The organism is Paenibacillus sp. FSL L8-0708, from assembly GCF_038009325.1.
GTDB classification, from domain to species: Bacteria; Bacillota; Bacilli; order Paenibacillales; family Paenibacillaceae; genus Paenibacillus_AQ; species Paenibacillus_AQ odorifer.
The window spans coordinates 6,190,373-6,212,818 of sequence record NZ_JBBPBC010000001.1; the positions used below are offsets into that span (position 1 = coordinate 6,190,373).

22 protein-coding genes are annotated in these 22,446 nt (G+C 39.5%); 1 reads left to right on the plus strand and 21 read right to left on the minus strand.

Annotated elements, in window-relative coordinates; genetic code table 11:
- Positions 1-489: 489 nt before the first annotated feature.
- Together cobA and hemC are read right to left on the minus strand one after the other, a co-directional pair.
- Complete coding sequence (cobA, locus tag NYE58_RS29190) at positions 490-2,037, minus strand: uroporphyrinogen-III C-methyltransferase (RefSeq protein WP_341004311.1); 1,548 nt, start codon at positions 2,035-2,037, stop codon at positions 490-492.
- A 5-nt stretch (positions 2,038-2,042) separates the two neighbouring features.
- Positions 2,043-2,996 (minus strand): hydroxymethylbilane synthase, encoded by a 954-nt coding sequence (gene hemC, locus NYE58_RS29195; protein ID WP_076129403.1) that lies wholly within the window; start codon positions 2,994-2,996, stop codon positions 2,043-2,045.
- Positions 2,997-3,207: 211 nt separating this feature from the next.
- Between hemC and NYE58_RS37585 the strand changes: the two genes are divergently transcribed.
- Positions 3,208-3,606 carry a DUF1720 domain-containing protein gene (locus tag NYE58_RS37585; protein ID WP_445671794.1) on the plus strand — a complete coding sequence of 133 codons (399 nt, stop codon included), beginning with the start codon at positions 3,208-3,210 and terminating at the stop codon, positions 3,604-3,606.
- A 42-nt stretch (positions 3,607-3,648) separates the two neighbouring features.
- Here NYE58_RS37585 and NYE58_RS29200 read toward each other — a convergent pair whose 3' ends face one another.
- From NYE58_RS29200 to NYE58_RS29290, 19 genes are all read right to left on the minus strand, one after another.
- On the minus strand, positions 3,649-4,296 hold the full coding sequence (locus NYE58_RS29200; RefSeq protein WP_280753784.1) for a precorrin-2 dehydrogenase/sirohydrochlorin ferrochelatase family protein: 648 nt from the start codon (positions 4,294-4,296) through the stop codon (positions 3,649-3,651).
- Positions 4,297-4,301: 5 nt separating this feature from the next.
- The gene (gene ccsA, locus NYE58_RS29205; RefSeq protein WP_076129405.1) at positions 4,302-5,129 is read right to left on the minus strand and encodes a cytochrome c biogenesis protein CcsA; all 828 of its coding nucleotides are present in this window, start codon (positions 5,127-5,129) and stop codon (positions 4,302-4,304) included.
- Positions 5,130-5,134: 5 nt separating this feature from the next.
- Positions 5,135-6,532 (minus strand): glutamyl-tRNA reductase, encoded by a 1,398-nt coding sequence (gene hemA / locus NYE58_RS29210; protein ID WP_076186087.1) that lies wholly within the window; start codon positions 6,530-6,532, stop codon positions 5,135-5,137.
- Between the two features lie 483 nt (positions 6,533-7,015).
- A complete protein-coding gene (locus NYE58_RS29215; RefSeq protein WP_341003671.1) occupies positions 7,016-7,585 on the minus strand; it encodes a YdcF family protein in 570 nt (189 codons plus the stop codon).
- A gap of 78 nt (positions 7,586-7,663) precedes the next feature.
- A complete protein-coding gene (rfbB, locus tag NYE58_RS29220) occupies positions 7,664-8,659 on the minus strand; it encodes a dTDP-glucose 4,6-dehydratase (RefSeq protein ID WP_076277495.1) in 996 nt (331 codons plus the stop codon).
- Between the two features lie 33 nt (positions 8,660-8,692).
- Positions 8,693-9,253 carry a dTDP-4-dehydrorhamnose 3,5-epimerase gene (gene rfbC / locus NYE58_RS29225; protein ID WP_076277496.1) on the minus strand — a complete coding sequence of 187 codons (561 nt, stop codon included), beginning with the start codon at positions 9,251-9,253 and terminating at the stop codon, positions 8,693-8,695.
- Positions 9,254-9,273: 20 nt separating this feature from the next.
- Positions 9,274-10,152 (minus strand): glucose-1-phosphate thymidylyltransferase RfbA, encoded by an 879-nt coding sequence (gene rfbA, locus NYE58_RS29230; RefSeq protein WP_076220842.1) that lies wholly within the window; start codon positions 10,150-10,152, stop codon positions 9,274-9,276.
- Positions 10,153-10,218: 66 nt separating this feature from the next.
- Positions 10,219-11,445 (minus strand): O-antigen ligase family protein, encoded by a 1,227-nt coding sequence (locus tag NYE58_RS29235; protein WP_341003673.1) that lies wholly within the window; start codon positions 11,443-11,445, stop codon positions 10,219-10,221.
- A 76-nt stretch (positions 11,446-11,521) separates the two neighbouring features.
- Positions 11,522-12,871 carry a lipopolysaccharide biosynthesis protein gene (locus NYE58_RS29240; RefSeq protein WP_341003674.1) on the minus strand — a complete coding sequence of 450 codons (1,350 nt, stop codon included), beginning with the start codon at positions 12,869-12,871 and terminating at the stop codon, positions 11,522-11,524.
- Between the two features lie 26 nt (positions 12,872-12,897).
- Complete coding sequence (locus NYE58_RS29245; RefSeq protein WP_341003675.1) at positions 12,898-13,767, minus strand: dTDP-4-dehydrorhamnose reductase family protein; 870 nt, start codon at positions 13,765-13,767, stop codon at positions 12,898-12,900.
- Positions 13,740-14,774, minus strand: coding sequence for a polysaccharide biosynthesis protein (locus tag NYE58_RS29250; protein WP_341003677.1), 1,035 nt, complete (start codon positions 14,772-14,774; stop codon positions 13,740-13,742). The genes NYE58_RS29245 and NYE58_RS29250 overlap by 28 nt, the downstream gene beginning before the upstream one ends.
- Before the next feature lie 25 nt (positions 14,775-14,799).
- Complete coding sequence (locus tag NYE58_RS29255) at positions 14,800-16,020, minus strand: glycosyltransferase family 2 protein (protein WP_341003679.1); 1,221 nt, start codon at positions 16,018-16,020, stop codon at positions 14,800-14,802.
- Between the two features lie 64 nt (positions 16,021-16,084).
- On the minus strand, positions 16,085-17,173 hold the full coding sequence (locus tag NYE58_RS29260) for a glycosyltransferase (RefSeq protein ID WP_341003681.1): 1,089 nt from the start codon (positions 17,171-17,173) through the stop codon (positions 16,085-16,087).
- Positions 17,174-17,200: 27 nt separating this feature from the next.
- Positions 17,201-18,004 (minus strand): glycosyltransferase family 2 protein, encoded by an 804-nt coding sequence (locus NYE58_RS29265; RefSeq protein WP_341003682.1) that lies wholly within the window; start codon positions 18,002-18,004, stop codon positions 17,201-17,203.
- A 46-nt stretch (positions 18,005-18,050) separates the two neighbouring features.
- A complete protein-coding gene (locus NYE58_RS29270; protein WP_341003683.1) occupies positions 18,051-18,605 on the minus strand; it encodes a DapH/DapD/GlmU-related protein in 555 nt (184 codons plus the stop codon).
- A 38-nt stretch (positions 18,606-18,643) separates the two neighbouring features.
- Positions 18,644-19,651, minus strand: coding sequence for a hypothetical protein (locus tag NYE58_RS29275; RefSeq protein WP_341003685.1), 1,008 nt, complete (start codon positions 19,649-19,651; stop codon positions 18,644-18,646).
- A 6-nt stretch (positions 19,652-19,657) separates the two neighbouring features.
- A complete protein-coding gene (locus NYE58_RS29280; protein WP_341003688.1) occupies positions 19,658-20,818 on the minus strand; it encodes an NAD-dependent epimerase/dehydratase family protein in 1,161 nt (386 codons plus the stop codon).
- A 23-nt stretch (positions 20,819-20,841) separates the two neighbouring features.
- Complete coding sequence (locus tag NYE58_RS29285; protein WP_341003691.1) at positions 20,842-21,729, minus strand: SDR family oxidoreductase; 888 nt, start codon at positions 21,727-21,729, stop codon at positions 20,842-20,844.
- A 64-nt stretch (positions 21,730-21,793) separates the two neighbouring features.
- On the minus strand, positions 21,794-22,408 hold the full coding sequence (locus NYE58_RS29290; RefSeq protein ID WP_341003693.1) for a sugar transferase: 615 nt from the start codon (positions 22,406-22,408) through the stop codon (positions 21,794-21,796).
- Positions 22,409-22,446 lie beyond the last annotated feature (38 nt).

Consider the following 22,446-nt stretch of genomic DNA (forward strand, 5'->3'; position numbering starts at 1 on the left):
ATCCTCCGAACTCCATAAGTCACTACGTTCGGAGTTCAATTTATATGTTACTTGAAGGTAGCGATGTGGCACTTTTGAGCGTAGATATAACGGCGAGTAAACCAACAAATGTTAGTTAGTAAAAGTAACCGCGAACTCATTAATAACTACCAACTCACGTGTAACCACGAACTATTTAGTAACTACGAACAAACTCTAAACTCACATGTAACCCCAACTATTTAGTAACCACGAACTCACATGTAACTACGAACTATTTAATAACTACCAACTCACGTGTAACCACGAACTATTTAGTAACTATGAACAAACTCTAGCCTGTAATCTAACTAAATATAAGCTGAGCGCTATATTTCTAAGCAGGCACTGCCTTTCTCCGTAGAACATCTCCCCGCGGAGTAATCAGCTTCTACCTTCCCACCAGAAAGTAAGCTAAGTATGCTAAACTCACCAGTAAACTATTGCTTTGTTCTATCCTCGATCCGACCGCTACTGCAGCTGAGTCTCCGCATTCCAGCGGCAGAGCTCCTGCACCAAACCATCTATGGTTGCCTCTTCAGACAAGAGACCCGGTGTCAGTCCCGCGTCTACCGCAGTCTGCTCCGTTAACGGACCGATGCAGGCGATTTTCACATTTGCAAGCAGCGGGAGCGGATCTTCAAGCCCCAACCGTTTCAGGATGTGTAAGAAATTACGCACGGTTGACGAGCTGGTGAAGGTTACCGCGTGAACGCGACCTTCCTCTAGCAGCTTCAGCAGCTCGACGTCATCCTCACCCGTGACAACCGTTTCATAAGTATCCACGTCTGTCACCTGAAGGCCAAGCTCTCTCAGCTTGTCCGGCAGCCAGTCCCGCGCCAGATCGCCGCGCGGCAATAGCACGTTCTGTCCCGGCAGCAGCTGGGGACCGAACTTCTCAATCAGACCTTCCGCCTGAAACTTCGCCGGAAGTTCCTCAGCAATCACCCCGCGCTGCGCCAGCGCGGCGGCTGTGCCTGGCCCCACCGCTGCAATACGCGCGCGGTGTAGCCCGCGAATGTCCGCCCCCAGCTCCGCCAAGTGGCGCCAAAAAAACTCCACGCCGTTCGGGCTAGTGAAGAATACCCAGTCGTACGATTCCAGCGCGCCAAACGCCGCAGCAATCTTCGCCTTCTTCTCTGCCCCTTCCGGCATGATCGTCTCGATCACCGGGAACTCGTAGGGTTCCCCGCCGAGTTCTTCAATTCTATCCACCAGCTCGCTTGCTTGGCTGCGAGCCCGTGTCACCACGATGCGTTTGCCGAATAACGGCATCGCCTCGACCCACTTCAGCTGCTCACGCTGCAGCACCACGTCGCCGACGACGATGACTGCCGGCGGCTGAAAATCCGCCGCCTTCACCTTCGCCTCAATATCGGCGAGGGTTCCCGTCAGCGTCTCCTGATCCGCGCGGGTGCCCCAGCGCACAAGTGCCACTGGTGTTTCTGGCGGCCGTCCGTGCTTGATCAGCTGAGCGCTGATATAACCTATTTTAGCTACGCCCATCAGAAACACTAACGTTCCCGTGGCGTTCGTTACTTTATCCCAATGTATGGAATGATCCAGTTTATCCGGACTCTCATGCCCGGTGATAATCGACAGGGAAGAGGCATGATCGCGGTGCGTAACAGGTATACCCGCATAGGCAGGTACACTGATCGCTGACGTGATGCCCGGTACGATTTCGTAATAGATCCCATTTTTGCGCAGCAGCTCCGCTTCTTCACCCACCCGGCCAAAAATCGTAGGGTCCCCACCCTTAAGCCGCACCACTGTTTTCCCCTGTAAAGCCAAATCAACTAACAATTGATTAATCTCTTCCTGCTTCATCGTGTGGCGATCCGGCAGCTTGCCTACATAAATCTTCTCCCCGCCGGGTTTCATGCATTTCAGCAATCTAGGACTTGCCAAGCGATCATACACCAGTACGTCGCTTTTTTGGATACACTCGAGGCCTTTCACAGTAATCAGCTTTGCGTCCCCGGGACCTGCACCTACCAAATAAACCTTCCCCGTCAATCCACTCATCCCCTAACGTCTGACAGTATCTTCTCCGCTCCTCTTGCAATCAGCTTTTTAGCGACTTCTTCGCCGAGCTGTACCGGGTCAATCCCCGTGCAAGTTTCTTTCAAAATCGTTGAACCGTCCGGTGTTCCCACCATCCCCGTTAACGAGATTACTTTGTGCTCAGCGGTAGCAGCTTTGGCGGCTGTGTCAAGCACCGCATGAGCACCAATCGGCACTTGGCAGCCGCCATTCAGCACGCCAAGGAACGTGCGCTCCGCCGCTACCGTCAATGCCGTATCGGCGTCGTTGTATAATGCCAGCAGCTTCCGCAGGTCAGCGTCATCTGCGCGGCACTCGATGCCGAGTGCGCCCTGCCCTACAGCGGGCAGGCAAACCTCCGGCGGCAGGTAGGCGCTCACGCGATCCTGCCAGCCCATGCGCGACAGCCCCGCCGCTGCCAGCAGGATTGCGTCGTATTCGCCGCTCTCCAGCTTGCGCAGCCGCGAGTCAATGTTGCCGCGCACGGGCTCAATGACCAGATCAGGCCGCAGCGCAGCGAGCTGGCTGGATCGGCGTAAGCTGCTTGTGCCTACGCGTGCACCCTGAGGCAGCTCGTCTAGCGAGACGCCTCCGTTAGAGATCAAAACATCACGCGGATCGACACGCTTCGGCACAGCACCATTGATCAACCCATCCGGTAACTCGGATGGCATATCCTTCATGCTGTGCACCGCCATGTCGATTTCTTTTTCCAGCATCGCTTGCTCGATTTCTTTCACGAACAACCCTTTGCCGCCTACCTTGGATAAAGTAACGTCAAGAATGCGGTCACCTTTGGTGACGATCTTTTTCACTTCAAAAGTAAAACCAAAACCATGCTCCTCGCTAAGTCGCTCCAGATCAGCAATCACATGTCCCGTTTGCGTCAACGCAAGCGCGCTTTGTCTACTCCCCACTATAACCTTACGCATTTGTCCATTCCTCCTGGTAACGTTCGCCTCTTACTCTTCACCGCAGAACCTTGCACTAGAAATCCAAACCCAAACTAACCAATTAACTACTCTCACTCTAAAAAAGGCATTATTGCCTTTGAATTCGCTACTTCGGATAATCCCCGCCGAATTTGAGGCATTTTTGCCTTTCTTTTAGCTCATTCGGCGACTGTTGCTTATTTTAAGGGCATTGTTACCGTACATTCCGCCATCTCAGCTACTTAAGTCCAATTCAACAGCATTTATACCGTACATTCCACCCTCTAAGCTACTTCAACCCAATTCAACGGGATTTATACCGTACATTCCGCCATCTCAGCTACTTAAGCCCAATTCAACGGGATTTATACCGTACATTCCGCCATCTCAGCTACTTAAGCCCAATTCAACGGGATTTATACCGTACATTCCGCCATCTCAGCTATTCCATCCCAATTCAACAGTATTTATACCGTACATTCCGCCATCCCAGCCACTTAAGCCCAATTCAACAGTATCTATACCGTACATTCCACCATCTCAGCCACTACGAGCCAACTCAGCCATTCATTATAGTTACTCAAAACCGCTCATCCACTTCATATCTTAATCTAACCCAATTTTCTAATCTTTACAGTGTCCACGCGCACTTTTACTCCACCCGTTGCTCAGCAATCCAAGCGTCCATATCCTCCGGGCTCCACGCTATGAAGGTACCCTTACTCATCTCGTTCAACACATCCAGCGCGCCTAGCTTCCTCAAAAGCCTTCCACGAACTTCAGCAGAAGGTTCTTTTTCCTTAATCCGGGTTCGCATGGCATGCACAAAATCCAAATATGGCTCATACGCCGCATCCAGCGCTTTTTCAAGCACATTTTTGATCTTCGTTGCCGCAAGCGGGCCAGCACCTGAAGTAGATACAGCTACCGTCAAACGTCCCCTCCGAACCACTCCGGGCGTGATAAAGTTTCCCGCTTCCGCATGGCTGGCCACATTCACATGAATTCCAAGCCGTCTAGACTCCCGCGCAACCTCTTCATTAACCGCCCTATCGTTAGTGGCTGCATATACGAGAAAGGCCCCACGGAGATCTCCGGGAGCATAAGTACGGTCCATCCAGATCAGAAGACCTTTTTCAGCTAGAGAATCAAGCGGATCTGTCAAAGAAGGACTAATCACCTTAACCGCCGCTCCAGCTTCCAACAGCCCGCTCACCTTACGTTCAGCCACGACACCACCGCCAATAACCACACAGGGCTGCCCTTCACAATCCAGCATTATGGGTAAATAACGCGTCATGCCCTTCACTCCCCGCTCCAACCGTGAAAATCAGACCAAGAATTCAACAGAAAATTTAAGATAATAAAAGCATATCCTAAAATCGCCCAGCGAGCCATACTTACTCCACTTTTCCGCCCGGACTTCTTAAAGATAATATAAAATATGTAAATCCCAAGACCGATAAGAGTCGTTAATACTTTTAAATCCTTCAATAAAAGCGTCCGTCCCTCAGATACTATAGATAAACCCGCCACCACCAGCGATATTCCCAGCAAAGGAGTGCCCACCAAAATAGCGGTGTAAGAGTATTTATCTGTAGTCTCCAGGTTCGGCAAACGACGGATCCGGTCACTCCATTTCTTGCTTTTGAGTCTGGTGTGCAGGAACAAGTACAATATTGCAAAAACCGTCCCTAACGTCAGTGCTGCAAAACTCAAATTTGCCAAAATCACATGCATCGTCAGCCAGCCATACACCGCACTCCAAGTCTCAAGCGTATGTCCACCCGCCGTCAGCCACACCCGATTAAGCAGAAAAACACTAAACCCGGCCATACTGAGCAGCAAAATCGTAAACTCGCCACCACGTGTAAAAGCCACCGCAAGCGAAGTCAGCACAATACTAAACGCAAACCAAAACAAGAAATCATAAGGTGTAAAAATAGGCAGGCCTTTCTCCTGAGAGAAACGAATTCCAAGTCCTGCAACTTGCAAAAGACCCACAACAACAAGAAGCCCCGTGCCTAACCGCTTCCCACCCGGACTCCTTTTAAGGCAATCCGAGAAAACAAACAGCAGGCTCAGGGCATAGACCAGCAGAGCGGCGTCATATATTCCGTTCAGCAGTTGCATATTATTCACCCACCCAGCAAGCCTGCCGGAGCAAGCGCCGTTTTAGGCACAGAGAAATCAGCGCTGCCAGCCGTACGTTCTCCAGAACTAGACTGCTTCACCGAGGCAATGTCTCCATCATCTGAATCGGATTTGAGCTGTTCCTGCAACGCAAAGATTTTGGAAAAATAATCAAGAGCTTCATTCCCTTGCTTACCGCCGGACAGCTCTTTAATTACATTGATCGGATCATGCATCATCTGGTTCACGATACTTTTAGTCAGACGGCGGATCACTTTCCGCTGATGCTCGTCCAGCTCGGGCAGCTTATTGAACAGACTTTCCATCGTTTCTTCATGAATCGTATTCGATTTATCCTGGAGCGCCCGGATTACAGGTCTTACACCAAGCGTCTTGAGCCACAGCTGGAACTCATCCATTTCCTCACTGATCATCACTTCAATCTTCGCAGCTTCACTTCGGCGCATTTCCAGATTGTTCTCCACAATGCCCTCCAGATCGTCAATATCATACAAAAAAACATCCGGCACATTTGCCGCCGCAGGATCAATATCACGTGGTACAGCAATATCTATCATAAAAAGCGGCCGCGAAGGGCGGCGTTTCATAGCATGCGCTACCTTATCAGCCGTAAGCACATACCCGTCTGCTCCTGTCGAGCTGATCACGATATCTACTTCATTTAGAGTTGTTAACGCATCTTCAATCGTGCTCGGCTTACCCGAGAACTTCTCCGCCAATTCAATCGCACGCGACAGCGTACGGTTAGCGACAATCACTTCTGCCGCACCACTACTGTATAGATGCTTCACGGTAAGCTCGCTCATTTTGCCGGCGCCGAGAATCAGCACTTTTTTCCCAGTGAACATGCCAAAAATCCGCTTGCCCAGCTCCACAGCCGCATAACTGACCGATACTGCGCTCTCGCCGATTGACGTTTCACTATGTGCTCTTTTGCCGAGCGTCACCGCTTGCTTGAACAACCGATTGAACCAAGTTCCAGTTACACCCTCAGCCTGAGCTGTGAGAAAAGAACTCCGCACCTGTCCCAGGATCTGCGTCTCCCCAATCACCATGGAATCCAGACCGCAGGTCACACGGAACAAATGCGCAATCGCCTGCTCGTCTTCATAAATATACATATGCTGAGCAAATTGCTCGCTTTTCACACCAAACCATTGCTCCATAAAGCCGCGGATGAAATAACCAGCCATATGAAGGCGGTCCATCACCACATAAATTTCCGTACGGTTGCAGGTAGCTACTAAGACCCCTTCTAGCACACCCTTCGTCTTCATCAGTTGATGGAGCGCTGCCGGAAGATCACTTTCCGCAAAAGCAAACTGTTCCCGTACCTCCACGGGAGCCGTACGATAATTCAGGCCAACGACGACGATGTGCATCGATAGTTCACCATCCTAGTCTCTATAAGTTGCTGAAATCCAATTATATAAATTAATACCTTACATACCGTTCACTTTCACAACATCTCAAAACACTGTGTTAAGTATATCACACGAAAATAAGACTTTTTACAGATTTTTTGAACGCTTTATGAAATCCAGATAATAATTATTATAAATAAAAAACCGTAGGTTCGCTACGGTTAGGATGAGTTATTTTTAGCTAATTTATAAGGTTATGGAAGTGAGAATGAAATATTATCGCCTACTAGTTCTTAAAATTGTCAAAAAGTCCGTTCTCCAAAAAAATAAGCCACTGCTCAGTGACTTAAAACTTCTCAGCCAAAACAGAAGGTTTTCCAATAAGCATGACGTTAGCCTATCGGTTGCTCATTTCTCCTTTAACGAATGTAGTATTCCCAGATGATTTACAAACTAAATGGTCTTGACTCATGAGATCACCTCGGAAGTTGGACGAAAATATTAGCGAAACCAGTTCTTAATCTGATCAAGAGTACTTTTTGCCTCCGGACCATTGTAACCAAAGGTGTTGCCGATCATTTTCACATACTCGTTGAACGTTGTTTCTCTACTCCTTCGGTCACTCCACCAGCGTTTAGCGTTATATCCTGATGCAGAACCCAGATACGTCAGCTCAATCTCCGATTTTTTATATACACGACCAAAAAGAAATTTTACTCTCCGCATGTGAAAGTCAGAGGAAACAACCATCGCAGATTTAAAACCGTACTCCTTCATAATAGGAAGGGTGTACTCGGCATTCTGATAAGTGCTATCCGCCGCGTTCTCGGTATAAATAACATCCTGGGGTATGCCTAAGGCTAGAGCGGTTTGGACCATGTCACCCGATTTACTCGTTGACTCTTTGGCATTGGAAAGAATTATATAAGGAGCATAACCTGCTTTATATAACTCTGCTGCCTTTTCCACACGCCCTTGGTCTCCGCTTAGGACGATGATGACATCGGCTTGCTTGGGAGATTCAGTTAGAGCTAGGAAGCGGCCTGCAATGAAAAAACTAGTAATTAACAATAGTAAGCATACGAAAAGGACCCATCTTTTATTAATTAAATTACCTTTTCTTTTCTTAACCGTTAAGTCGTGCATAAATCACTTATGCGATTCGTTACTAAGGATTTGTTGCCACCATTCAGCATTATCAATATACCATTGGATCGTCTGCGCAATACCTGTCTCAAAAGTATAAGTTGGCTTCCAACCTAAATTCTCAAGTTTCGTTGGATCAATGGCGTAACGTTTATCATGTCCTAATCTATCTGTTACGAATTCAATCAAATCATCAGATTTCCCCAAGGTACTGATAATCGTCTTAACTACTTCAAGATTAGTTCTCTCATTATGACCACCTACATTATAAACTTCACCGCTTACTCCTTGGTGCACGACAAGGTCAATGGCCGCGCAGTGATCCCAGACATGGAGCCAGTCGCGAATATTTTTTCCATCCCCGTATACAGGAACCTTCTCTTCGTTTAATACTCTTGAGATGGTTAGTGGAATCAGTTTTTCAGGAAAATGATAGGGGCCGTAATTGTTCGAGCAGCGTGTTATGTTCATTGGTAACCCAAAGGTCTCATAATAAGCACGGACTAGCAAATCAGACGCTGTTTTACTAGCACTATAAGGACTGTTAGGCTGCAAAGGTGTTTCTTCGGTAAAAAATACAGTAGGATCAAAATCAAGTTCGCCATACACTTCATCCGTAGAGACATGGAGGAATTTAGTAATGCCGAATTTTTTAGCTGCATCCAGTAGTACCTGTGTACCCATAACATTCGTACGAACAAATATCGCAGGATCAGTAATTGAGCGATCCACATGACTCTCCGCAGCGAAATGAACAACATAATCGAATTTTTCCAACTCAAAAAGAGACAATATTGCCTCCCGGTCAGCAATATCAGCTTTAACAAACCGATAATTCGATTTAGACTCAATATCCTTATGTTTCGTTAGATCACCCGCATAAGTTAGCAAATCTAAATTCACAATATCATAATGCGGATATTTATCTACCATATACTGTACGAAGTTGCCTCCAATAAATCCGGCACCACCCGTAACCAGCATCTTTTGCTTACTCAATGAACGCACACTCCCGATCTATTATCTTTAATATTAGTTTTCATAAAAAAAATTCAAATTTGCCTCTTTTAATAAAGGCGCCTTCTCATCTTTGGCAGACAGCACTGGTGTAACATGAATAGGCCATTCGATACCAATAGAAGGATCATTCCACAAAATACCCCCATCACATTCCGGGGCATAAAGCTCATCGCACTTATACTGAACCTCTACGTCTTCTGTTAGTGTCATGAATCCATGAGCGAATCCTTTTGGGATCAGCAGTTGCTTCTTATTCTCAGCACTTAGTTCAATGCCGAACCATTTACTATAGGTAGGACTGCCTTTTCTGATATCTACGGCTACATCAAAAATAGCACCGCGTGTACACCGAACCAGCTTCGTCTGTGCTTTGGGATGCAATTGATAATGCAAACCACGTAATGTTCCTTTAGTTGCAGAGTAGGATTGGTTATCTTGTACAAAATCCATGTCAATTCCATGCTCTTTAAACTTAGCTCCGCTATACGTCTCCATAAACCAACCTCGGTGGTCCCCAAAAACAGCTGGTTCTACGACTAATACACCTTGCAGTAAGGTTTCTTTAATTTTCATGGTTACCACACTTTCAGTTATTAATATTGTATTTTACCTGTAGCTACTTTCATCAAATACTGACCATACCCCGTCTTACTCAACTTCTCCCCACAATTCCACAAATGTTTTTTGTCAATCCATCCATTAATATATGCAATTTCCTCAGGAGCGGCGATCTTGATACCCTGATGATCTTCAATAGTCCGTACAAAGTTAGTTGCGTCGACAAGACTTTGATGAGTTCCTGTATCTAACCACGTGAATCCCCGCCCTAGAAGTTCCACATCGAGCTCACCAAGGTTTAAGTAAGCTTCATTAATGGAGGTAATCTCCAATTCCCCCCTTGAAGAGACCTCAACATTCTTAGCAATCTCAATAACTCTGTTATCATAAAAATATAAACCAGTAATTGCATAGTTAGATTTTGGCTGAGTTGGTTTTTCCTCCACGCTCAACACTTTGCCCTCTTCATTAAATTCGACAACACCGAATCGCTCTGGATCTTGCACATGATATCCGAACACCGTTGCTCCTTGTTGTTTAGTAGAAGCACGTTGCAACATCTTCCGCATTCCATTGCCATAGTAGATATTATCTCCAAGGATCATGGCAACAGAATCATCACCTATAAAAGATTCACCCAAAATAAAAGCCTGAGCTAAACCATCAGGACTTGGTTGCACTTTGTATTGTAATGAGATACCAAATTGAGAACCGTCACCTAATAAGCTTTCAAATCTAGGCGTGTCCTCTGGAGTTGAAATAATAAGAATTTCTTTAATGCCCGCTAACATTAATGTGGATAGCGGATAGTAAATCATTGGTTTGTCGTAAATAGGTAAAAGCTGCTTACTTGTCACCATTGTTAATGGATATAGGCGCGTACCGCTGCCGCCTGCTAGGATAATACCTTTCATTAATTCAACATCTCCTATAAAATGATTTAACAATCCTCATATTACTTCAATTAAATTCCTAATCTTCTAACTTATATTTTCAAGTCCGTTATATTCTAAGAACTTAGCATAGGAAATTGATGCTCCAATTAAGCACCACAGAATAACATCAGTAGGTATTAAGAATACGCTGGTTTCTATCAAGCCCTGTATAAGAATCACCAAAACAGGAATATAGAATCTTTTCATTACTTGATTAGATTTAAATTTATACATTTTCTTAAACCAAACCCACAAAGCATAGAGATACAAAATGGTTCCGACAATTCCTGATTGATAAAAAGCGTCTGTGATGAAATTATGTGCCCTATATATACCAATCTCATAAACAGGACCATTACCAAAAAAAGGATATCTCATTGCTAATTCATTTATTTCATCATTAACTAAAAATCTTTGGCTGGTCAAACGATCTAATAAGCCAAGTTGAGTATCGTAGTAGGTGCCATTTTTTGTTCCAAAAATAAAAGTACTTGCATATTGTCCAATTTGACCTGAATACAAGCTTAGAAAAAGAAAAACTATTATTCCAACAACAAGCAGAGCCAGCATAGATTTTAATTTAATTCCTTTTTTTTTCATTTGAGGAAATAATTTAAAGCAGTAATATGCTAATAACATCAAAATCGTTCCACGTGATTTTAATAATAACATTCCAATAACTAAAATCAGCAGAATTATAAACTTTTTCTTTTTATTGATTGTCTCATCCATGTCTGCGAATATATAAGCAGGTAATATGAAACAACCAATATAATTGGTTTTGCCAATAGGAATAGCCATAAAATACTTATAATAATCACCCAAATAATCCAAGTTTCCTATCAGATAGGTCGCGATAACTTGAATACTCAAGATGAATCCAAAAAGAGTTAAAACTTTAAATACTTTATTGAAGTCCTTCCAATTTCTTTTCGCCAGCTCATAAACAAGTAGAACTATTATATTAGTGGCATAGTATCCCCAATAGTTACTTGTATTTTGAATATAAAAAAATGGAAATACCAAGAAAATCGCTCGAAATATTAATGCTACATCAATGGTATCAAAAACATATTTTGTATTTCTCAGAAAGGTTAGGAACACCCCTACACATAAAAAAACTAGTATTATATAGGTTTTATAGCTGCTTTGCAAATAGGGTATGACTATAAGTTCATCTCCACCTTGACCTACAATTTCTCCAATAAAAGAAAACACAAGAACATAAATTACCATAAATACAAACAAATAATTAATTTTTTTCCTAATCATTGGTGCCTCCAGTGAAAACTCCAACCGCCTCATTTGAGTTTGTTTTCAATTTAAACATTAATATTTGTGTCTGGAACTAGCTTTTTCTAAACTCTTTTTTTAGCCATATCGGTTGCAGAACACAGTAAGGTAAAAAAACAATGATATTGGCTACAATTACAATTAGCCAATTATCAAACACCTTAATACCTATCAATATAATAAGGAACTTTATTATCACGGCAATAGTATAACATATGGTTTGTAACTTCATTTTACCCATGCCACATACAAGGGTTGAAAGCACACTTTGATAAATTATAATGCTACCGTACACAGCAAACACCATCGCATATGTATAGTTTATCGTAACCGTATTTTCCCCTAACCAAATATTAACTAATATCTGTAGTATTGGAATTAGCAGAATTTCACATGCCACAGCGATTAGTACAGTGTAATTAAGTAATTTGTACGTTTTTCTCAGCCAAGTGAAGTCTTTCTCATTATATGCCTTCGTAATTGCAGACCACATTGGTGTTAATGCAAGAGCAAATAGCTGCCCAACTAATGTAAAGAGTCTGTTGTATATCTGATAATCAACAACATAAGCGGGTCCAAATAGTTTCGAAATAAAAAATTCATTCGTATTTGTTAATACCATAAACATAATTTGTACCCAAAAAAACACTCCACCCAATTTCATTATGTCAAAAGCCATCTGTTTGCTGAAACTTGAAATACTCGGTTCACAATTTTTGAGACTTGTTCTAAACACAATGATTGTGGCCACAATTAATGGTACATTCACACATAAAACATAAATAAGAGAGAGCATTTTTAAATTGGTGGCTGAATCAAATGTTGGTGCTACTAACACTATGATAAGTTGACTAATACTAGTGATTAAGGCCAGAAAATTAGGTAGTGCTGCCTTTTGCAGCGCATATAAAATTGATGTAATCAATTTAAACAAAAACTGGAGCATTACTCCAATAAACACACTTCTAACCGCAAAGAGCATGGTTTCCTTAGAGATCACACTTTCAGACACATTAAATATATTGTTCCAATTTATAGAAGGTGCAAGTATATACCCTATAAATATTGTTATTGCGACTGTTCCCCCAATAATAATGTAAGCAGACGATATATAATTTTTCATCGCGACTTTATCATTTTTGGTTATTGCTTCAACTAACTTATTTCTTAACCCATTTCCGATTCCTAAGTCAAAGGCAAGAATCCAAGTCATAACGGATAATACGGTAAACCAGATTCCTAATACCTCTTGATTCTCAAAGTAACGAATATATGCAGGCATAGTAACAAGGGAAACGACTAAGGCTCCTCCCTTAATTAAAAAAGAAGCGAGCATATTTTTAAAAATCAGTATATCCTTTTCATTAGTTAATTTCCGTTTAAAAAAGACTCTTATTTTGTTCATCCATGTCTCCTACTGTTTAAGAATCTTCATTGAAAGTAATGAGGATACAATTCTTTATGTGCGTAAATCCATTCCTTCATTTCTACTATCATCTGTTCATAACTAGGAATTTCAAATGAAAAGTCCTTTCTATTATTAAAAAGCGACTTATTTAAATTCACATTTTCTTTTGGTTGAATAGAAATCCCCCCACTTCTCAAATGTTTATTAAATAAACCAAGCAAATCAAACTTATTAATGACCTCATTGTTCACAAGATTATAAATTCCAGATATTCCTTCTACCACCGCTCTTTCCATTGCCTTTGCCAATGTTAGAGTGGTAACACCTGTCCAAATAGCTTTAGTATATCCATTTATAGTGCCATCTTGTTTTAAGAACCAATTAAGTAAACCAATACCTTCTTCGTTGATATCAGGGCCAATGATTGAGTTACGGAATGTTAAGTTTCTATCATCTTCGACTTCTCCAAGAGCTTTTGTCCTATCATAGAAAGTCTCACCGTCTCGAAAACTACTCTCACTATAATTTCCTGTTTTACCTGAGAAAACACAATCCGTGCTCATATGAATCAGTTTTGTGTTTGTACCTTTTAGTATATCAGCGATAAAGTGTGGTAGGTAGCTATTTAAAAACACAGCCCTGGATGGTTCTCTATCACACTCTTGGTTGAGAAGTCCGATGCAGTTAATTACCACATCATAATCCCCTTCTTTCAGCATCGACACGATGAACCGTTTGTCCATCGCATCACCAGTGATATTTTTACAGTATGGAAATGCATACCTAGAAAAGGTCGTAACGTCATATCCACGTTCTTGTAAATATAGACTAATAGTATGTCCTGCCATTCCAGTTGAGCCCAAGATTAGGAATTTTTTTTGCCCTCGTTCCATTTTGCCAACTCCTCCTGTATATAGCTTAGTGAAAGTAATTTATCCTTTATGGCCTCAACGCTCAATCTATTGGTGTTGTGAGAGTTGTACTCGGCTGAGGACGAAAGACTCTCATCTCCACTATTCAGATACTTATCGTAATTCAGATCTCTGTTATCCGCAGGTACTCTGAAATAATCTCCCCGATCATTCGCCTTAAATAGCTCCTCTTTTGTCAACAACGTCTCATATACCTTCTCACCATGACGTGTACCAATAATTCTAATTTCCTGTGTAGGGTTAAAAAGTTGTCTAACAGCTTCAGCTAAATCACCTACTGTACTGGAAGGTGACTTTTGTATAACAGTATCTCCGCTTTCAGCATGCTGGAATGCGAATACAACGAGTTCTACCGCTTCTTCAAGACTCATTAGAAACCGTGTCATGTTAGGATCTGTAACAGTTAAAGGTTGTCCAGACTTTATCTGTTGTACAAACAAAGGAATAACTGATCCTCTCGATGCCATAACATTTCCATAACGGGTAACACAAATAGTAGTTTTACTAGGATCAACTGTACGGGATTTCGCTATCACAATTTTTTCCATCATTGCTTTGGATATTCCCATTGCATTAATAGGATAGGCAGCCTTATCTGTCGAAAGACAGATGCACTTTTTCACCCCATACTCAATGGCAGCAGTAAGTACATTTTCAGTTCCTATAACATTGGTCTTAACTGCTTCAATCGGGAAAAATTCACAACTTGGTACCTGTTTTAATGCTGCAGCGTGGAAGATGTAATCTACATTGTGCATAGCATTTTTCACACTTGCTATATCACGAACGTCACCTATATAAAATTTGATTTTGTCATTTTGATAATAATGACGCATATCATCTTGTTTCTTCTCATCACGCGAAAAAATTCTGATCTCCCGAATATCAGTATTAAGAAATCGATCTAGTACCACTTTTCCAAATGATCCAGTCCCACCGGTAATCAGTAACGTCTTATCTTTGAACATATTAATACTCTCTCCTCAGACTCTTCTAAATTAATTTTGATTTTAGAGCCTTTTGAAGTGCCCCAATAACCAATTCAAGAGTTATATTATTTGAAATGTTATATTTCTGAAACTCTTCATTTGCCGATATGATATCATTAATATTTTCGATAAATAATAGGTCACTACTTTTACGCTTTAATCTTTTTTTCACTCTTTTTGAGAATTCTTGAATAGGGTACACAATATACCCAGTTCTAAACTGTAACCTCTCAGTCAAAGTCTTACTATCCAAATAAGTGTTATAATGTTTCTTAACAACCTCATCGAAATCAGGATGTTTTCTTATACAAGTTGTTGAAAGTGAAGACAATCTAAATTTTTCAATCAAATCTTCTCTTTTTAAATCTTTGAGCGCTGCAAGTGCCGAATCAGCCCATATTGTTTCTACACTATAAAATTTAGGAACAAGTTCTGACCACTCGTATTGAACGTGTCCACGAAAGTGGGGGGCATCTTCTATATTTCCAACATGACGACCTTTTGAAGAATCTGCTGAACCGCTATTCCCACAGACGCCCGCAATAGTTAAGGGATAGTTGAGCTGAATTACTGTTTTCGCTGTTACAGATAAAGCTACCGCCATATATATATCCGGAGACAATCCTCCGAAATATTTACCAGTCAAGCTCTTAATATTCTCTATGCATGATTTCCTAACGATCCCATGATAGAGTTTCACCATGTTAAGTGTTGTATAATGCTGTCCCCCATTTTTGAGCAACTCCAAAACCTCGTTGTAGGCATTATATTTTCGCGCTTTAACAGGTGCTTTTAGTAATCGGATAACACCATTATCGGCTTTACCTTTAATATTAATTGAATTAGGCCAGAAATACTCAAACAGAATCTCTGGTTTAATCGCATCTACATCATTAGTTTTTGCCCAACTCACCACATCCAAAATATAAGGTGTTATACCGTCATCGTCGCCAACTATACAGCAATACTCACCATCAGCCAGGTCTACAGCAATACTAAAATTATCAACAAAGGATAAGTCTCCTTTACAATAATTATACTTAATCCGAGCATTATCATTTAATCGATGTAATTGCTCCTCTAAACCCACATCATCACTATTATCTTGTATGATAACTTGTAGTCTAGAATCTTTAATTTGGAGAATCTGTTCAACACATTTAAACGCATAATATTGTCTGTTTCGCGTAGGGATCACAATTGATAATAGTGTACTACCTTCCATAGTTACCTCCAGTTAAATTCTATAAATAAAAAACACTTATATTTATAGAACTTTAGGTCATTAATCACAAAAATAGATTATCCCACATCTCTAATATTTTTTTATTATCCCAAGAAACCGCTGTAGAAAAAGCGCTATCACCTAAATCCTTTATAGAATTAATATCATTATTTAACAATAAATATAATTCATGTTCATAGGCTTTCAAGTCATACGATGGGATCAATTTTCCATTCATTCCATCCACGATGATATCCCTTGGACCACTTGGACAATCAAAGGATATACATGGTATACCAAAAGACATTGCTTCTAGTAAAACCATGCCAAACCCTTCGAACTTCGAAGTAAAAGCAAATAACGAAGCTTGTTGATATATTTTCTCTACATCCGCTTGGGGAGCAATAATTTCCACACTACTCTCCAGATTATTTGTAGATATATACTCCATTAACTTGCTCTCTTCTTCACCTTTTCCTACGATTTTTAGTTTCCATCCGTTTAGAGTATTCTTTTTCTCTATTTCATTCCATATTTTCAGCAAAACTAATTGCTGCTTATCCGATGTTAATCTTCCAATGTTAATCACTACTTTTGTATCTAATTGATTTTGTTGTCCTACTTCAAATGTAGAAATATGTGGTATATATATTGCATCATAACCATCTTCTATATATAATTTTGTATCTATTGTTGTTGGAACAGAAATTTTATATGATTTAGGATAAATTATTTTTTTTAGGAATTTATAGAATCTGTTGTATGCATACCTTGATCCGTGTTCACTAATAATTAATTTACGTTGAAATTCCTTTCCCAGTAAAACAATTTCTAATGCATTAAATGGAGAAGTAACGTAAATATAGTCAAAATTAGTTTTTCGGGAGTATTTTGTCAATTTTTTCTTAGTACTGACCAAATTCCTAAATAGGCTGTAAATCCTTTGTATACGATTATTCATATTAAGATTTAAAGGAACATTTATTCTATCTATTTTTATGTTGTCGTTAAGCGTAAAGAATGATTCCCCGTGATCTTTTACTAATAATGTAATTTCATATTTTTCGCTCCAACTATTCGCTAAATTAGCAACGACTCTTTCAATCCCACCGGCAGGCTTCATACTGTTAATGAAAATCAATATTTTCTTCACTTTTTTGTCTCCTGTAATATTACATATTCAAGAGTTTCGTTTATGTAATTTAGTTAGCAGTATTCTTCTTATGTATTTTGCCCAATAGAAGAACCTTAGGAAGACAAAAAACTTCCCACTAATCATTGAATCTTGTCGTAATTCTTTTATATTTTTAATAGTGCCCTCGTACATTCCTTTTAGATTCCCAGATAATCCACTAAAGCCAAAGGCTGGTTTACCACCACCGTAAATAACCATTCTTCCTGGTAAATGATAATAATTGAAGTGAGAGCATATTTTCAAGAAATAGTTTCCATCTTCAGCATACCTTTGAGCTTCGTCATATCCACCAATCTGGTCAAAGATACTTTTTTTAAATATAGCAACCGAAGTCTGCGGAAACATTTTTAGGCAAAGATCCTTAACATTAGCTTCATAGAGACCTTCAATATGTCTCCATAATATTTTCAATCCCATATCATCTATATCTCCGCCTAAGAAGTCTATGTTCGGGTGTTTTTTTATTGTCTCAATTTGTTTTTCTGTTTTAGTAGGTAACCATTCATCATCAGCATCAAGAAGGGCTATCCAGTTACCTTTTGCCAACTTCAATCCTGTATTTCGTGCCGATGAAACACCACCATTTTTTTTATTAATTAAAACAATAGGTAGCTGTTTGTTGGCTTCAGTATAATTCACAACTTTATCTACAGAGGTATCGGTTGATCCATCATTAATAACTAAAATTTCTATTATATATTCAAGTGCCGTTTGATTTTTTATGGAATTAAGCGTATTTATAATAGTAGCTTCACTATTATACATTGGGATTACAACCGATATCTTCATGAACTTCACCTTTGTATTTCGATTTTATAATTGACTTACTTTATTTTCAAACTTTCTGCCATTCACCCGTTTCAAAGTTGTATCTTTTCACGACTTTCGCAGGGGCTCCAACGATAACACTGTAATCAGGAAATTCACCACGTACGACGGAATTAGCTCCAACAATACATTGATTTCCAAGAATAGTTCCTGCCTGTATTGCAGCACCAAATCCAATAAAACAGTTCTGACCAATCCTTGTTTCTTTTGTTAGGTACTCTTGCTTTAAAATATGCACTCCTATTTCCCTATAATCATGATCAATATTTGTTACAAATACATTTCCTAAAATCGTTGTATCTTTACCAATAACCAATGATGAACCACATGATGTAATATGAAAATTTTGTCCAATCGAAACATTATTCTCGATTAGAATCCTTCCATCTCCGTGAGTCTCAATGCGTGCTCCTGGGTATATGCGAACTTTCCTTCTAATTTCAACTCTCTTTACATTTTCTAGACTTATTGGTTTCCCTATATATGAAAGATTACCGAATCCACCAAATCGCATCTTGTAAACTATAGCTCTTACTGCCCAGAGATATTTAGAAGGGTTCAATTCCACCAACTCCTTTAATAACACCTTTTCACTTTATTTTAAATATCTATTATCATCTCATCTGAAATAATGGTTTCTATCCAACTGTGTAAACTGTATTTTTGATATATTTTTTCATCAATTGGTTCATACTCATGCTTCAGAAATGATTCAATAACGTTCAAATCATACTCTTCCAATACAAGAATATTTTTTTCGTTATAAAAGTCATACTTCTTAACATTGGTGTTAGTGGTAATCAGTTTTCTTTTTGCACCAAGTGTCTCGATTGTTCTCATTGTTAAGCCACTCTGTTTACTATGTTGTATATCGAACACTGTGTTTGATTTTTTAAGAACTTCAATATTTTCCTTTTCTGACAATGGTACGAATTTAAATTCACTACTTTTAGCACCTTTAAATGCTGGTAAAAAAGCTTTATTATAGAAATATTGCAACTTGTTCAAATACATATACGAAAAAATACGGACACCCTTTGAATCTAATCGCGGAAATAATTCCTTAAATATGCTGTAGCGATTTGGATGAGCCGTACATACACTTACGATGTCGTATTGCCTTTCACTGAGGACTTCCTTGCCTACATTCTCATAAGTCTTACAGTAGAAGAGCGCCAAAAAATTTAATGCTTCCAGTTGGTCACAATCATCAGAATCAAAAGAATAGGCTCGATCAAAAAGAGGGATCAGGTCTTTGCTATTAGGGTAAAGAGTTAATGAATCCCACATGTACAAAACAAATCTTGCACTTTTTTGACTGTCTTTTAATTTCTGAATCATCAACGGTGTAAACACCTTACAGTTAACAATAAATACTATATCGTAATTTTTGTTTTGAGTCTCAACCATGATTTTATTAAAGTACTTCTGAATTAGAGAATTCATCAAACTTCTTTTGATTTTGATTAATCCTTTCGTTAACGCACTTTCACTGGGCCTATCATTATAATGATCAACAGAGTATCCTTGTTCCTCGAACTCCGCTATGATCTGTTTGTAGTATCCAAAAAATGGAGTTCCAATATATAAAACATTCTTATTTCTCATCTTTACCTAACCCTCAACCTGAACTAACATTCCTGTTACCTTCATTTCCTCTAGTGAAAGTTCAAACCTGTCATTGGATTTCTCAAGCTTATTTTCTTCATCTTGTCCTTTAACCCAGGTAGTGAATTCTTCCATACCCTCTTCAAATGTATAAGAAGGTTTAAAATCAGATAGTTGTTGTGCCCTGCTAATATCAGCAATATTGTGTCTAATATCACCAATTCGGAAGTCACCAGAAACCTTTATCTCTGAATTAGATTCATACAATCGCTTTAATGTTTCAGCAACTTGTATTACAGAAATATTCTCACCGCTACCTACATTAATATATTGATTATTAGTTGACTTGTTCTCAAGTGCATTACATGTTATAGCAGCCACATCACTGACATGTATGAAATCTCTACTTTCATTACCATCTTCAAAGATGTTAAGATTCTGGTTTTGTAATAATAGCTTCGAAAAAATTGAAAGAATCCCTGTATAAGGGTTACTAAGAGATTGTCCTGCTCCATATACATTTTGATATCTAAAAATTGTGAATGGAATATTCATGGTCGGGCACATAACTTCAAGCATTTTTTCTTGTGCAAGTTTAGTGTATGCGTAATAAGAAATTGGCGATAAGGAACATTCCTCAGTAGTATTGCAAAGTTCGACTTTACCACCACAAACAGGACATTTAACTTCAAAGTCGTTATTCCTCATATCATCTATATTTCTCGAATTAGGCACTACGTTTCCATGTTCTTTGCAGATGTACATACCTTCACCATAAACTGAACGCGATGAGGATAGAATAATTTTTTTAATTGGGAATTTATTTTTCAAGATAGCTTCAAGTAGATTGGAAGTTCCATTGATATTAACTTCAGTATATCTATTTATTTCATACATAGACTGCCCAGTACCGGTTTCTGCCGCAAGATGTATTATATAATCAACGTCTTCCAATGCTAAAAGTACATCTTCATAGTTACGAACATCGCCTTTAATTACCTTGCATTTATCTTTAATATTTTGATATAAAAACGATTCTTCGTAGTTATCACCATGAATTTGTGGTGAAAAGTTATCTAGAACTACAATATCATACTCCTTATTAAGCCTGTCGATGATTTTACTCCCTATAAAACCCGAGCCACCTGTAACAAGTATTTTTTCCATGTTTTAATGACTTCCCTTCAGTATTATCTACGTTTATATTGTTCAACTTCTATTCTAATCCCCTCACTAAAGGGCATTGGGTTATAACCAAAATCTTTAGTCGCATCCTCATGTGAAAAGCTTCGGTTCTCTCCCATTCTTTGAACTCTTTCTATGTAATCAACTTTGCCTATTGTAACTATTTTCAGTGACTTCGCTAAAAATACACCAAAGGATAGAGGGACACTAATAAACACTGTTTTTTTGTTCAAATTACCGCTAATTAGTTTTAAGGTATCAATCATTCCAATTGGATTTTCACCTGATAATATGTATTCTTTTTTCGCAAGTTCAACAGGCATACTCAACACTTGATAGTAAGCCTTACCAAGATCTCTTGCATTAACTGGCTGAATTAAGCTGTACCCCCTATCAATTACAGGAAAAATCCTCAGTTTATTGACCATATTTATAAATTTGCTAATGTTAAGATCACATAAATTCCCATAGATCATAGTAGGCCTTAATATAGTAATATTAATTTTCCCACTCTTGTTTACGATCTTTTCAATTGCGGTTTCGATATTTTTGTATTCTTCCGAGGCCGTCTTGAACTTTGAATAGATTCCGGTAGTATGCACTAATATGGCTCTTTGTACGCCATTGTTTACTGCGGCCTCCATAAGAACCATGGATCTTTGAATACCAGCAATATGCATTACTGTATCCACATCTCTCATACAAGAACTCAGGAATTCTTTATCTGTTATATCGCCAGTAACTTTCTCTATTCTTAATCCGCTGCTATCTAATAAGCTTGTATCAGAGTTTTCTCGAATAACACAACGGACAGTCTCTTCGTAGTTATTGTTAATCAGTTCCTGCAAAAAATATCTTCCTGAATGGCCTGTAATCCCTGTAACTAATAACATTGATCTAACCTCTCATCCTATAGTATCTTCATAGGAGTAGTAATATATGAGGCCTTAGACCTCGTTATATGTCTCTACTCCCTAAAGTCCCTGTTCCCCCCTCGACGACTCCCTCACTTTTCAATACACTTAGTACTGTTACGAAAAAACATTTCAAATCTATAAAGATTCCCATTTTTTGAATGTATTCTCCATCCAATCGAGCTTTTATAACGATTGCCAATTCATCCCTGCCATTAATCTGCGCCCAACCTGTTAATCCAGGCTTAATGTCATTAGCACCATATTTATCCCGCTCTGCAATGAGATCATCTTGATTCCATAACGCAGGACGTGGACCAACAATGCTCATCTCACCTTTTAAAATATTGATAATTTGTGGTAATTCATCCAAACTTGTTTTCCTAAGAAATCGACCTACACTAGTTATAAAGAAATCGGGATCTTCCAACAGATGAGTTGGTGTATCTTTTGGGGTATCAATTCTCATAGTTCTAAATTTAAGAATATAAAATTCTTTTTTATTCTTACCCAATCTTTTTTGCTTGAATAAGACAGGCCCTTTGGAATTTATTTTTATAACAATCGCAATGATCAAAAAAACAGGCCATAACACTAAGATTCCAATTAACGCCATAAGAAAATCAAAAATTTGTTTTAAAAAAACATAAGGTCTCATAAATTCACCTGATCCTATTGATATTATTACTTTCGATA